Source organism: Adhaeribacter pallidiroseus (assembly GCF_003340495.1).
Classification (GTDB): Bacteria; Bacteroidota; Bacteroidia; order Cytophagales; family Hymenobacteraceae; genus Adhaeribacter; species Adhaeribacter pallidiroseus.
The window spans coordinates 798,835-812,955 of the sequence record NZ_QASA01000001.1 but is presented as its reverse complement, the minus strand read 5'-3'; the positions used below and the strand labels follow the sequence as shown (position 1 = coordinate 812,955).

At 42.2% G+C, this 14,121-nt stretch carries 11 protein-coding genes and 1 tRNA gene; 6 read left to right on the top strand and 6 right to left on the bottom strand.

Annotation, left to right across the window (positions count from 1 at the left end; genetic code table 11):
* Nucleotides 1-28: 28 nt before the first annotated feature.
* The 3 genes from AHMF7616_RS03025 (at nt 29) to AHMF7616_RS03015 (ending at nt 2,561) form a co-directional block, all read left to right on the top strand.
* On the top strand, nt 29-901 hold the full coding sequence (locus AHMF7616_RS03025) for a VOC family protein (protein ID WP_115371539.1): 873 nt from the start codon (nt 29-31) through the stop codon (nt 899-901).
* A 92-nt stretch (nt 902-993) separates the two neighbouring features.
* Nucleotides 994-1,065: transfer RNA gene (locus AHMF7616_RS03020), tRNA-Arg, on the top strand.
* A gap of 557 nt (nt 1,066-1,622) precedes the next feature.
* On the top strand, nt 1,623-2,561 hold the full coding sequence (locus AHMF7616_RS03015; protein ID WP_115371538.1) for an IS110 family transposase: 939 nt from the start codon (nt 1,623-1,625) through the stop codon (nt 2,559-2,561).
* A 139-nt stretch (nt 2,562-2,700) separates the two neighbouring features.
* Here AHMF7616_RS03015 and AHMF7616_RS03010 read toward each other — a convergent pair whose 3' ends face one another.
* Both AHMF7616_RS03010 and AHMF7616_RS03005 read right to left on the bottom strand, forming a co-directional pair.
* Complete coding sequence (locus tag AHMF7616_RS03010; RefSeq protein ID WP_115371537.1) at nt 2,701-3,036, bottom strand: hypothetical protein; 336 nt, start codon at nt 3,034-3,036, stop codon at nt 2,701-2,703.
* A gap of 91 nt (nt 3,037-3,127) precedes the next feature.
* Complete coding sequence (locus AHMF7616_RS03005; protein WP_115371536.1) at nt 3,128-4,195, bottom strand: hypothetical protein; 1,068 nt, start codon at nt 4,193-4,195, stop codon at nt 3,128-3,130.
* A gap of 268 nt (nt 4,196-4,463) precedes the next feature.
* Between AHMF7616_RS03005 and AHMF7616_RS03000 the strand changes: the two genes are divergently transcribed.
* Both AHMF7616_RS03000 and AHMF7616_RS02995 read left to right on the top strand, forming a co-directional pair.
* Nucleotides 4,464-4,781 (top strand): hypothetical protein, encoded by a 318-nt coding sequence (locus AHMF7616_RS03000; RefSeq protein WP_115371535.1) that lies wholly within the window; start codon nt 4,464-4,466, stop codon nt 4,779-4,781.
* 196 nt (nt 4,782-4,977) lie between these two features.
* Nucleotides 4,978-5,259, top strand: coding sequence for a GNAT family N-acetyltransferase (locus tag AHMF7616_RS02995; protein ID WP_147275597.1), 282 nt, complete (start codon nt 4,978-4,980; stop codon nt 5,257-5,259).
* Between the two features lie 301 nt (nt 5,260-5,560).
* Here the strand turns inward: AHMF7616_RS02995 and AHMF7616_RS02990 are convergent, their stop codons facing one another.
* Both AHMF7616_RS02990 and AHMF7616_RS02985 read right to left on the bottom strand, forming a co-directional pair.
* Nucleotides 5,561-5,914: a winged helix-turn-helix domain-containing protein gene (locus tag AHMF7616_RS02990; RefSeq protein ID WP_115371533.1), complete on the bottom strand. Its 354-nt coding sequence runs from the start codon at nt 5,912-5,914 to the stop codon at nt 5,561-5,563.
* A gap of 272 nt (nt 5,915-6,186) precedes the next feature.
* On the bottom strand, nt 6,187-6,750 hold the full coding sequence (locus AHMF7616_RS02985; protein WP_115371532.1) for a hypothetical protein: 564 nt from the start codon (nt 6,748-6,750) through the stop codon (nt 6,187-6,189).
* A gap of 6 nt (nt 6,751-6,756) precedes the next feature.
* Between AHMF7616_RS02985 and AHMF7616_RS26295 the strand changes: the two genes are divergently transcribed.
* Nucleotides 6,757-6,921 (top strand): hypothetical protein, encoded by a 165-nt coding sequence (locus tag AHMF7616_RS26295; RefSeq protein ID WP_158546083.1) that lies wholly within the window; start codon nt 6,757-6,759, stop codon nt 6,919-6,921.
* Between the two features lie 420 nt (nt 6,922-7,341).
* Here AHMF7616_RS26295 and AHMF7616_RS02980 read toward each other — a convergent pair whose 3' ends face one another.
* On the bottom strand, nt 7,342-8,922 hold the full coding sequence (locus tag AHMF7616_RS02980) for a hypothetical protein (RefSeq protein ID WP_115371531.1): 1,581 nt from the start codon (nt 8,920-8,922) through the stop codon (nt 7,342-7,344).
* Between the two features lie 465 nt (nt 8,923-9,387).
* Nucleotides 9,388-13,890: a PKD domain-containing protein gene (locus AHMF7616_RS02970; protein WP_115371529.1), complete on the bottom strand. Its 4,503-nt coding sequence runs from the start codon at nt 13,888-13,890 to the stop codon at nt 9,388-9,390.
* Nucleotides 13,891-14,121: the final 231 nt, after the last annotated feature.

The window sequence follows — 14,121 nt, the reverse complement described above, 5'->3', positions numbered from 1 at the left end:
TTTATTTATTTGTAAACTGTAGCCGCGTATGGATTCTTTTGAACTTCCGGATAGCACTTCTATTGCCCAGGTCACTTTACGTACCCATCGCCTACCAGCACTTACCTTATTTTATGAACAGGTAATCGGGTTGCAGCTAATCCGGCAAGAAGCTGATACAGTGTGTTTTTCCGCTACTGGTCAGGAGCCGGCTTTATTAGTGCTGGAACAAGACTTAGCCGCACCCCGACAAAGTGCGCAGCAGCCGGGTTTGTTTCACGTAGCTTACCTCTTACCCAGCCGGCTGGAGCTGGCCCGCTGGTGGCAGCACTTTCAGAAAAGCAATTGGCCCTTACAAGGTCTTGGCGACCATCGGTTGAGCGAGGCCATTTACTTGGCTGACCCGGACCAGAATGGTATTGAAATTTACGCGGATCGTCCCCGGACTACCTGGCCCATCTTAAACGGACAAGTTCAAATGACCACGGAGCCGGTAGATGTGGAAAGTTTATTGCGGGAGTTGCCGGTACCCGATCAATCCTGGACCGGCTTACCAACTGGCACGCGGATTGGGCACATTCATTTACAAGTTAGCCGGTTAAACCTAGCTCGCGGCTTTTACCACCATTTACTGGGTTTTACCGTGATGCAGGAATCTTACCCGGGCGCTTTATTTGTGGCAGCTGGTGGCTATCATCATCACATTGGCCTAAATACCTGGCGTAGCCGAGAAACCCGGCCCCGAAACCCGCAGGCAACCGGCTTAGCTTCTTTTCAAATTCAGGTACCGGATAGACCCACGCTAAACCAATTAACTACGCGCTTGCAGGAAGCCGGCTATGCGGTTGAACATGTTGCTGAAAACACAGTACAAATTACCGATTCCGACGGTATTGTGGTAAAGCTAATGGCCACTGTATAATCAGTTAAGTTTTTTTCGTAAATAATCGGCTAATTGCAAAATCATTTTTGTTCCTAGCGAATATTTTTTAATTTCGTGCCACCAATTCACCTGCTTCCGTAGTTCAATGGATAGAATGTTGGTTTCCGGTACCAATGATAGGGGTTCGAATCCCTTCGGGAGCACTTTTATAAACAGAAAAGCCTTTTAAGATAAATACTTAGAAGGCTTTTCTGTTTAACAGATTTCGTTTTAGGTTCTACTTATATATACATTTCTCACTCTTCAAAATCTCTTCTTTATTCAGAAAGCTTTTTTAGGAGCTGCTATAAGGGAGTCTGTGCTATATTTCACAATTCCTTGATTCTTCTTACCGCCAACATACTGAGCTCGTATGTTAGCGATTTCTTTTGTACGTAGGTTAAATATAGATAAATTAATGATATAAAAAACCAGATAGAAGGGATAGGGTGTACTTGGCTTGACACAAGTTGCTGATGTCGCTGTTTAGAATTTCCACCCTTCTATTTAACTTTCTTAGAGCTTGAACAGTACCTAGGTCCATTTGTAGAGACCGAATTAAAAACGAGCGAAGGCGAAGAAGAGAGTGATCTGGTTAAATAACAATGAACCTATGGAAGCACACGTATTAAGACAAGCCTTAGGCCTAGATGTAGCTAAAGATTCTCTTTCCCTTTGTTTAGGTACCTTAAAGCCAGATCTGGAAAAATAATTTACCACTATAGCTGATGTAGCAAATGATTCTTCCGGATTCCAGAAAATAGCTGAGTGGTTATGCAAACTAGGCATCCAAAAGGAGAAATTGGTCGTGGTCATGGAAGCAACTGGCGTTTACCATGAGGCGTTGGCCATGTACCTGCATCAGAAAAGGTATACCATCAGTGTGATGCAGTCGGGTCGGGTAAAACGGTATGCGCAGAGCCTGGATCAGCGTTCTAAGACTGATGCCTTAGACAGCCGGATGCTGGCCATGCTGGGTTATGAACGCAAACTTACCAGCTGGTCTCCTCCGAATAAGACCTTGCGCCAGCTCAAAGCCTTAAGCCGGGAGCGCTCCTTTTTACTCAAGGAAAAGAATGTGGAGAAAAACCGACTGCATGCCGTAGAAACGGCGGCTTATAGCAATAAAAAAGAAATAAAACGCTATGCCAGGCGGTTAAAACTACTCGAGGAGCAACTCGAGGAAGTGGAGCAGGAAAGGCGGGAGCTGGTAGCTTCAAATAAAAGACTGGCTCAGAAGATGCACTATCTGGAAAGCATTCCAGGCGTATCTTTCCTTTCGGCTGCCACAGTGGTAGGGGAGACATGTGGGTTTAATGAAATTACTTCGGCCAAACAACTAACTTGTTATGCCGGGTATGATGTGGTGCTAAAAGAATCGGGCAACTTTAGGGGCAGCACCAAAATAAGCAAGAAAGGCAACAAGCACATCCGGAGCATCTTGCACATGCCTTCTATGACAGCAGTACGGGTGAATCCAACCTTAAAAGTATTTTACCAACGTCTCAAACCAAAAAAGGTCAAATCTATAGTAGCTTTAGGAGCGGTGCAGCGGAAACTGCTTTTGCTCATGTATAGCTTGTATAAAAAAGATGAATTTTATACTCCACAGCCCAAACAAAAAACAGCAAGAACCTTAAGCCCTTGCTGCACAGGATAGCAACACCCGATGGGTGGTATGCTTCCTAAAATTTCTTAAAAACACTTGACTTTTGACACAATACCTAAAAAGCGCGTAGTGTTTTTTAGGTGTGGTTGGGCGAATTAATTTATCTTAATTCTTTTATATAATAGAAGTATTAATTGTGAGAAGATAAAATGTCTTGAAAAGTACCTAAAACTATTATATCTATAATAACCCAAAACAAACCAGCAAAAAGAAAACCTTTAGGCCCAGAATTATCAGCATTTTCATCCTTATAATCTTTAGTGGAAAAATAAAAAATAAATAAAATTATAGGAGTCAAAAAGAATGAAGCAATTAAACCAATAAGTGCGGTTTCTAGCTCATTTCCATTTCTAATGGATGCGTGTTGTGCTTTATATATAAGGCCAGCAATTATCGAAGCTGGCAAAAAAATAGATATTAGTAGTACAATTAAAAATTCCTTCCAATTTATATTTTTGAAATGCATGCTTTAGCCCTTAAGAAAGATCAACCTCATAAAAATCTAAACTTATATTTATTACGCCTAACGGTTGGGCTAAAATGCATTTTAATGCTTTTTAGCTGTTGTTGGGTTTAGTTTTATTTCTTTCCATTAGGATAATAGAGAAAAATTTCATTTTATCAATGTCTGGATCATGATAATTAGTAGAAAAAGTATTTCTTTCAACAAATTTCTTTATCTGGGATTTGATCTTTTCATTTTCTTCATCAACAGAAATAATCTCAGCTTTACCATCCTTATTGATTAATAAGTGAAGTTCAAAGCCAACTAGTTTTCGTCGATCCGTAATAACTTCATCACCTGAGAGTAGTGTTAAACCAAGAAACTCAGCTAAAGCCATTTCGAAATCTTGGCCATTGGTCAATTTAGGCAAGCCAAATTGATTAAAGGCTACATTTCTGCCAATAATTTGAAGTGAGTCATATTTAATTTTATAATTCTTTACATAATTATAGGCATCATTGATCCTTCTATTAATTTGTCCATTATTTAAATTCATTGAAATTATTTGCCGTTCTGAGGTAATTATATTTAATATTTCATTTTGGGTAAATAAATTCTTTTTCCCCATAATACTTTGGACTGAATCAGGATCAACAATTTCTTCGCCATTTATTTCCTGTGGCTCACCTTCAACAGTATACACCCATGTTCCATAAGCAGTTGGCTCTTTAAAAACATCTTTTAATTTATAGTCTTTTACCAAAGCACCATTTTTATAAAATAGTATTACTGTTTCTTCTTCTGTAAAATGACTATCTCCTGCAAAATCATTCACAAAGGTTAAGGCATCTCCTTTATTATTAAGAAAGGTAGACCATTTAGAAAAATACCGTCCTATTTCCCATAACTTTTCCCCATTTTTTTTATAAATAGTGGTTACCCCTAAAGTATCATAGAGTTGGTCAGCATAAGGCTTTGAAACAAAATAGTAGGAGTGATCAGCGGAGAATTTTTTATATAAATTGTTTAAAAGGTTGTCCTCTAGGCTATCTTTGTAATTATTTTTTGTAAAATCAATTTTATCAAATTCAATGGCCTTTCCTTTTATTGCTTCCTGTTCATAGCAACTATAGGAAGATATACTTAGGAGAATTAAGAACAGATAAATGAAATTTTTCATCGTCTTTAGCTTTTTATTTAAGACGTGAGATTTACCGATATTCCATAATATATTTCAAATTAAACCCAACTACCGGATAAACGGAACTGTTCCGGTAGTTAGGCATTATATTTTAGAGGAAAGTTCCGGTTATCCGCCCAAAAATAACCGATAACCGGAACTACTTCACCAATATATTATATTTACTTGATTTAATATAAAAGTTTGTGCTAAAAGCCAGTGATTTGTATTCTTAAAATACTTTACCTTCGCGACAAACCCGATTTATTTGAAAAAGCTATTTTCATTTTTTCTGGAAAACCTCTTGCAGCTTATTTACTTTGCGGCCTTCGAGTTGGTCTTGTACGGGGGTTTGCGGTACCTTTTGTTTGATCAACCGTTTACACAGGATACCAAAGACCCTACCATTGTGCCCCGCTGGGTGAGCGTGGTATATTTTATTTTACTGTACCTGGCGGTGGTAATTGGGGCGATGCTGTTGTTAAGCAATCTGGTACCACGCAAGCACAAAAACCAGATTATGCGGTGGTTCTGGCTTTCGTTGTTGCTCATGCTGCCTTTCTTAGTACTCCTGGTTAATCAATAAATCATTGTTCTTTGCAGGTTAAAAAATCAGGAGTAATTAACCCCGTAACCGTAATCATCCGCTAACAACATTCGCCGAAATACTTACCTTTATTTGGGTTTCCGGCAGAGGAATAAAGCCGGATTTTTAAAAAAAACCTAAAACTTTTTACTTGAAATCGGGTACTTACAAGGCATTATTACAATCAGGCAACATCATGGAAAATATTTCGGTAAAACATAACCCCGACGAGCAGGAATTTACGGTAGATATCAAAGGTAGCGGCGGCGAGCTGGCGTATTCGCTGCCCCAGGACGATGTTATTGATTTTTCGCATACCTACGTGGATGAAGACTTGCGTAACCAAGGGGTAGCGAACGAACTCATTAAAACCGGTTTGCAATACGCCCAGGATCATAACTTAAAAGTTGTTGCTTCGTGCCCAGCGGTTTCAGCTTATATCCGGCGCCATCCGGAGTGGCAAAAATTATTAAAATAAATACGACCAGCTATTTACAGCATTACTTGTAGTGTTACCGCAATGGTTCATCGAACCCGAAAGGAAAGTAGTAACTAGCACTAATTGAGGGTTCTGTATTCAATTGTTGATACCCGTGAGTTAGCATATTACTACCAATTACTTTTGCCAAAAATTTATGCAGTTTATTTTTTAAACTTACTCAGGCATCCAGGTGGTGGAAAGCTGGCATTGTACCTGCTCCCACAGTTGATGGCCAATAAAACTTATCCTGCCGAGGCCAGTTAGGCTGATACTTAGCGCTCTTTTACACTTTTTCCTTTTAAAGTGCCTGCGTTTCCTGGTCCAGAAAGGCGCGAAAGCGGGTTTGTAAGGCTTTGTATCGGGTAATGGCTTGCTCGCCCATTTCGGTTACACTGGCGCCGCCTCCTTTTTTACCTCCGGTTTGCGCAATTACCATCGGCGAGTGGGCTTGTTGGTTCATGGATGCTACTAAATCCCAGGCTTTTTTGTACGACATTCCCATAGCTGCCGCCGCTTTAGAAATAGAACCAAACTCCTGAATTTTTTCGAGTAACTCCATCCGGCCCGGCCCCAGAAAACGATCCTGATCACTCTCAATCCACAATCGGCCACTCACTCTAAAGGTAAGCTCCGGGGCAAATAACTCTTTCATAGGGACAAATAAAAGTGAAAACAAACGCAAGTAAGCCAATACGGTGGTTAAAATAAGAACAGTTTACGCAAATAATAATATTAAACTTCTTGGGCTGGTTAAAATAAAAAAGGCAAGCCTGAAAACAAACCAGACTTACCTTTCCTTTAGTAGTTCGTGAAATAAAAAGACTAAAAGCTATAAAAGAAGTTTTATCTTACTTAAAATTTAAAATTTTATTTCTTAGTTTAACTTATCATTCAGCTTACTTTTCCATTTACCAAGCCGGCTTATTAATCCGTAAAAATGGCGGAAACTTGCACTTCCACGGTGTATCTCCGGAACAGCTTGAGACCTTGTTTTAATATTTTAACTAATTTTCTTACTTCCGCGGGGCTCCATTCCGGAAAATAATAATCACCGCTCGGGTGTCCCAGATTAGGGCATCCCACAAAATCATTATTTCCCCAGAACAGTTTGTCATAAATGCGGTTGCGCAAGCGGTTAAGTTTGTCGCCATTAAAAGTTAACTTCAAGGGATAAGCTACATCAATAAATAAATTCCAGGCATTCAAACATTCAGGACAGTCGATGTAGCTATTGGGTTCTTGCAACCATTCTTCTACCGCATCAAAGTTGATTAAACCAGGCTCTTGATTTTCTATCTCTACCCCTATTAGTTCCGCGTATCGGGCTAATTCTGTTTCGGAAGTAAAAACCGGGATACGGCCTTGTTCATTTACGAATACCTCTTCTGGTTCGTCTATTTCCGGATTTTCTTTATCAATCCAAATAAGATATTTATCTGCTTGATTCAGCCGGAACCAGCAGGCATAGTATTTCTTTATCTTTTCCATATTAAGATGAAGCATCAACACTTTTCGGCGGATTGTCCGAAAAAGCCCTTAAAGCGGTTGGCGTGGGCGCATTTTTCCAAAAATGGAGTAGTCAGCGCCTTAACTCGCGGCAACTTCGGACACAATAAACCCGGCCAAAAACAGCGCTATTTTGTTGTTAATCAGTTATAAAAGAATATTTTAATCAGAGCCAAGAAGCTCCATTTACAGGATGGTGGTAACCGCGAATTTTTAAATTTTTACGCTGCTGGAGAATATTAAACCGGGCAAGCCATAAAACTAGTTCACTGCCTCACGCTTTCAATCTCCGGAAAAAAATAAAAATAAACAGACCACCCTTAAAAAAGAGAATACCCAGAAAGAGAATAAAGGCAAATAAGGATAACCCTCCGTCTTTCCGGTGAAAGAGAGGCATTATTTCGCTGTAAAGAGGATATAGAATGTGCGTAATAGTTTCATAATGATGCCTATACGTGCGTGAAAGCAATTAAGGTTGAATTTTTTAAATTTTTACTAAGGAGTACATTAAAATTTAAAAAATTAGTCTTTCCAATAATATAAAGCGTAGTTAAGCTTTGTACAGCGTAATATCTAATTTTCGGGGTTAAAATCTTTAAAGGTGCGGGCCAGGTTATCGTTGGTGGGCTTGTTTTTATTCTGCCAGCTCGAATCCAGTTCTAAAGCTACTAACCCGCGCAGACTCAATAAAGCTACCAATTCGTCCCGGTCATTAATAAACTCCGGCCGGCGCCGCGACGATCGCAGGCCGTATTTCCGGGCAAAAATATCGCCTTTGGTTTGCAGTTCGTTGCGTTTTTCCATGATGTAGTTGAGCCGTTCTACCAAGTCTTTGGTGGAGCGCCCAATTACTTCGGTGGCTTCCAGGGTACCAATAGTCATTACCAAAGTACCGCCAATGGTAGTAATTTTCTCGGTGGTATTGGGCACTTCAATGACTAACGGCGAAATACCGGTACCCGCGCCTAAGGTAGCACTGGTGAGCGAGCGGGCTTTTTTTCCTTTCCGGGCTTTGTTGTACTTGCGTTTTAAATCATTCTCGGCCACCTTAAGTTGTTCTATTAAATCCCAGGTTCTTACCAGCGACGAACGGTATTCCTGATAGAGCTTCATATCGCTTTCGGCTTCGTTTACCGCGTTTAAAATGGAAAAAGTAATGGTGCGTTCCTGTTGCTTATTCGATTTATCAATGGCAAAAAATGTAAGGCTAAACGAAATAGAATCGAGCGGATCTTTTACAAAATCGTAACCGGGCCGCCAGATAAACTCATATTGCGAAGGCGAGTTTTTTACTAAAGCACTGGCGGGTACCAGTGGGCTTTCCGAACGAAAACTAAAGGTAGCAATATCGGCTTCTCCGTTGGGGTCGTTTAGTTGCAGTTTTACATTAAGGGTCGCATCTTCTTTAAACCGAAATCTTTTTTGCGAAGGAATTACCAAAATACTGGGCGGTAAATCCTGCTGGGTAACTTCCATCCGGAACTGGCCTTTGGTCCGCGCCTTAGAGGGTTGATCTTCTACGTAAAACTCCAGGGTAATGGGATTCGTGCGCAACCGGTTAAATTGGGTATTCGACGGTTTCCAGGTAAACTCGCCTTGTTCTGATAATTTGGCTCCTTCCGGCATATTATTGCTGATGGGTACAAATATTACCGGATCGTTATCCGGATCTTTAATGGCCGATGATTCGATGGTATAGGTATTATTTACGTCGTACTGCACGTAAAAAGGCTTTAACTCGCCAATGCCGGGCGGCCGGTTTACGTGTTCTACTTTCAGGTCTATTACTTGTTTTACCCGTTCCTCTTTTTCGTTACGCGCTTCAAAAAGCAACTGTACGGTTTTGTCTTTAGCCAAACGATCCACAAAATCGTAACTAGGGGTCCAGGCAAAATGGCCGAGCGTGTCAAAAGACATTTCTTCAATCTTACCCTGGGTTAGCGCATAAACAACCCGCGTACCCGTTCCGCCCAATGCCTTTACATCAAATTGTAGCGTTTGGCCTTCTTTTACCAGATTCCATCCTGGCTGACTCGGGAATGTAAGTTGGAGATTGTCCGGCTTATTAGCAGTTGCCGGAGCGGTTACTTGCTGAGCCCGGGCGTACATCAGGCAAAAGAAAACCGCAATAAAAAGAAGAACACTTTTTCTCATGAAAAAATAAATGCTTTAACAACGCTAAAGGTAACAAACACTTTAAAGGGAACAAAAGCAAAAAGCGTGGAAGACTTTAGCTTTGCTATGCTTTAAGTTTATAATACAAGGACCGTATTCTCTAATTGTGCCTATAACCAGCTTTATTGCCCCGAACGGTTTACCCCTACTCCCACCTTCAAGCAGCAAGCTAACCAATTTTTTAAAATATTATGGGCCAAGTACCCCGAAACAGTACTTGCTTGTTCTTTTAGGAGTTAAACTAATTTGGGTTCTTCGCTCCGGCGCGTTACTTACCAGAATTACCTATCCAGGTTATCGGGCCTACCCAGATAAATGGCAGCTTATCGTTTTTTTAAAATTTTACCTCTTGTAAACGCATCTAAAATTTAAAAAAATCAGTAGCCGACACCACAAAAAAAAGAGGCCCGCTAAATGGGGCCTCTTTTAACATCATTTTCTAACCTACTCCAGGATAATCTTTGTTTCTTTTTGCCCGGAGCCGGCATGGGCCTTCATGATGTAGATACCAGGTTTCATAACTTTTGTAACCGGTAGTTCCACAATGGTATTTCCTTGAGCATCGGTATTTACCGTTTTGGCCTGGTATAATTGCCCAAAAGTGTCGTACAAACTCAAGGTTACCGATTCTTTTTTAGCGTAGCCGGTTAAATTAATATAAATTTTTGATCCTACCGGACTCGGATTCGGATACACTTTCATTCCGGGTTCTTTATCCTTAGCCTTGCTGATCACCTTAGTGGCAGCCGTCTTTAAGGTATCTCCAGTTGAAGTGGTAGTATCAATGCCTTCGTAAACAATGCCAAGTCCATTTAATTCTACTTCTGCCACTTGCCCTTGTTTTCTTTTGGTACTAATGGCTTCTAGCATGGCTCTTTTTTCCCCTTTTGTTCTGGGATAAAAAGCTACGTTAAACGTTACCGAACTATTTTTACGAATCCGGATAGGTTTATTCGGTTTGGCATTTGGCTGCCCCAGCATCTGGAACTCACCGGCATTCTCGCCCGAAATAGTTAAGCTTTTAATCCGTAAATTGCCGCGGCCGGTATTCGAAATAGTTACCGCGTGGGCAGTAACCTGGGATAAATCAGGCACTTCGGGCTTGTCTCTCTTGGAGGTAATGGCGGTACGTAGCGCCGCCGTTTTTTTAACTCCCACTACTTCTACGGCCGATATTTTTTCCGGGAAAGCGGTAGCAAAACCTTCTTCTTCGGCCATGCTGCTAACTTTCAACAAGGTAATCTGAGAAGTTCTGTCGGGGTTGTTATTCCAATTAAATTCAATTACGTACAGGTTACCGGTCTGCGTGTCTTCCACCAGATCCAAGGGATTTATAAATCCGGACATACCTATTAAACCCGTAGTACCGGCCCCGGTATAGGCATTTTTAATATTATACTCGCTATCGGCACTACCTTTTACTACGGAGCCAGGTTGTAGAACAACAATATCACCACCCCCACTAAACCGGCACACGAGTATTTTACCTTTTAAAGCGCCGTTAAACGCATTACTCTTGTACTCAATAACCCCATTAGGGGACCGGTTTAATTCAAAGTTATAAGCCGCTCCCCGGTAGTTGGGATCCATGGCAATATCGGTGGGATATTTGGCATTATCGGCATAACCCCGGTTAGCTACGTACTCTCCCCGCAACGGATTGGGATGACCGTAATAACCTACGGGCAAAGCCGGATTTATCCGGAACAGCCAATCGTTCTGCACTTGTACGCCGGAGGTTGCAGCCACGGCGGGTCCGTTGTAAAAGCTACCATCGGGCCGGCGAGTACCCGCTATGGAAGCCGGGGTATTACCCCCGGCGGCCGAACCATTTGCCGGCGCGTATAATTGCCCGTTGCTGTGCCATACTAAATCATAGGCATTGCGTACGCCCGAAGCATAAATGGTAAGCGGTGATGCGCTAGAATAAGGATTATATGTACCATCCGACATTTTCGGATCATTAGCCGGTGCCGTATTAATTATACTCAAGTCGGCAGTAGTGCGGGCATCCAGGGGAATAGCACTGCCAAGCTTAACTAAATCGAGGCGCAACACCGCTCCGGACAATAAGCTTTCGGTGCGCTGCCAGGAGCCATCGTAAGAACCCATGGAACTATTGCTGCCCTGCGAAACGTACAAAGCCCCATCCGGGCCGAATACCAGGCTGTTTACCAAATGATCTTTGGCCGACCGGGGTAAATTTTTTACTATTAATTGTTCGGTGCCCAGGTTGGCGCCCGTTAATTTTGAAATTTTACCATCAAACTCGGGGGCCCCCGATAAGCCCGATGAGCAATGAGAAACATAAGCCATTAAATTAGCGGCCGTGGAAGCCGGATCAAATACTAATCCAATTGCCGAACGGTTACCATAGGCCTGGGTTAAGGTAAAAATAGTGGATTGCAGCGTTAAGCTGCCATCGTTGTGATTAATGGTAAACCGTTCAATGGTTCCGTCTAACCTTAAGGCATATAATCTATCGTCCGGACCAATGGTTAAAGTAGAATATTTTTTGTTTTGAGTACCCGGTATGGGAGTGGGCGCAAATTGTACCCGGATTGGCTCCGCAGGTTCAATGGCGTCGCCGGTGGTAAACGTAGCCGTGTACGGAACAAAAGAAGCGCCACTAAAAGATTTTACTCCATCGGTTACCTGAAACTGGTAAGTTGTATTGGGTTCCAGCGCAAAGGTAGGCGAAAAACTAATGGCATCGCCGCCACCGGTGCCTTGTACTACTCCTTGTATTTGGGTAGTAACCCCGCTCACGGTTTTTAAAAGTTTTACGGTATTGCTGGTTATGGTACTATTATCTACCCCGCCTTTATACCCTTCTACTTCGGGAACAAATAAATTATTGGCGGCAATACTGGAGGTGTTCACGCTTACATTTACCGCACTATCGGCCGGCGTAGAAGAAATTACGTGCGGCCGGGGAGCTGCTACCACTACCCGCACCGTAACATTGCCGGTAGTAAAGCCGTTGGCCGCTGCCTGAATAACTGCATTATAAGTACCAACTGGCAAGTCCTCGGCAGCGCTATAATTAAAAGTTACATTGGGTTCCGTGCCTGCATGCGTTGGCGTAAAGGTTAACCAAGAATTAACGCCCGGCCCGTAAGTTGCCGAAAGGGTGTATTGCACATTAGCGGTTTCGTTGGAATTGCTGAGTTCCAGCGAAAACGATTTCGAACCGGTATTGCCTTTCTGAATGGTTATTTCCTGCTCATTAGCCGACCAAAAGACAAAAGGACCATTGGTAACCGGTACGATCTTTACCGAATTAATTTTGGTATTCACGCCCCCATCGGCATCAATCGTTAAGAAACCATCGGTAACGGTAACTTTAACGGTAGCCGATTTAAAACGGGTATTGGCACCAGCGGCACCCGTTGGCACAAAATGATTAATAGCCTCTAAACCTTCCACGTTTAAGCTGTGGCTCTCCGGAAAAGCATAAACACCGGCATCGCCCGCCGAAACGGTAACTTCGTAAATACCCTTAGCTACCTCTAACTCCCAGTATCCTTCGGTTTTGGTGCCGTTAAAAGTTCCGGTAACATCATCGGCCTGCATGTGCATCAAAGTAGCCAGCAATACATCCGAAGGTACGCCGCGGTTGCGGCCATTCCCAGCGGTACCGCCACTGGATAAGTCTAATAAACTGTTGTCGCCTCTTTTTCTCCAGCCATAACTTAATCCGGTACCTTGATTAGTACCGGTTTTAAGACCAAAGGGCTGACCAAAGTCGGCGATCCAACCACTGGGTGGCACAGTGCTGGGATCCTGAAAGTTAACCTGTACTACTGCTTGCGGATTTACAATTACCGCTACATAATCGGTTTTGCTGGCGGTGTAATTATTATCTTTAACTACCAGGTAAAAAAGATATTTACCCGCATACAAGTTACTTACCGTAGGAGAAGCAATGGTAGCGCTATTAAAAGTTGCTGTACTGGGCCCACTTACCTGTTTCCAGGCATAACTGGTTATGGTGCCGTCGGCATCCGTAGCCGAGCCATCTAAAGTTACTTCGTTTACCGGCAGATTAATTTGTTTGTCAGGGCCGGCACTCGCTACGGGCGCGGCATTATTCGTATTTACGTTATTAACCACTTTAAAATTAATGGTTAAAGTACTGCCGGCGGTGCCGCCACCGCTCGCAGCCGAAAAAGGAGTAGCTTTTAAAGTATAATCCCCTACGGCAGGCGTCCAGTTTAAATTATCCCCGAATAAGTCATAAGGCGCGCTGGTCTCGGTCTGATTACGACTCTGGGTTCCGGTTAAGGCAAAAACCACACTGCCCACCAACGAAGGACTGGTATTGGCCCGGATGTTAATGTTTTTAGTAGGTAAGCTAGCCAGATTAATTGTACTGTTATTCGAAATATCCTGAATGGTAGCTTTTGTAGCGGAATTAATTAAAGTAAAGCTGGCTACCTGGTCTACGGCATTCGGATTGTTAACTACATTGAAACTAACGGTTAAGGCCGTTCCGGCGGTACCTCCCCCGGCAGCGGCTGAATAAGGAGTGGCCACCAAGGAATAGCTGCCGACGGCTGGGGTCCAGTTTATATTATCGCCGAATAAATCGTAAGGCGCTTTCGTTTCCGTTTGATTCCGGCTTTGCGTTCCGGATAAAGCAAAAACCACACTACCCACCAACGAAGGACTGGTATTGGCCCGGATATTAACGTTTTGAGTAGGCAAAGTGGCCAGGTTAAGGGTACTGCCATTCTCAATCGTGCGGATAGTAGCTTTTGTAGTGGCATTAATTAAAGTAAAACCAATTACTTGTTCGCCGGCAAAAGTTGCTTTTGTAGTTGCTCCCCTATAATCAGCAGCCAAGGTTTGCCGGCTGAGAATAAAACTAAGAATAAAGAGGAAATACCACTTGCTAGATAAAAACCCAAAAGATGGATATACTGGGATAAACTTTTTCTCCATAATAAATTGGTTAAGTTAGTTTGTAGAAAAGCAAAAATTTAAAAAATTACTATCGGGCATTAAGCCGCAGGCCCAATTAGAGATTTTGGGGTAAGAGGAACTTTCTATTTAAATATATAACAAAATGCATATTATTTATAACAAAAATTATGCAAAACTATTTATTAATCGATTCTATTTGAAATAAGAATGATTATGATTCTAAATAATGACAGGGATAATCAGCATAGA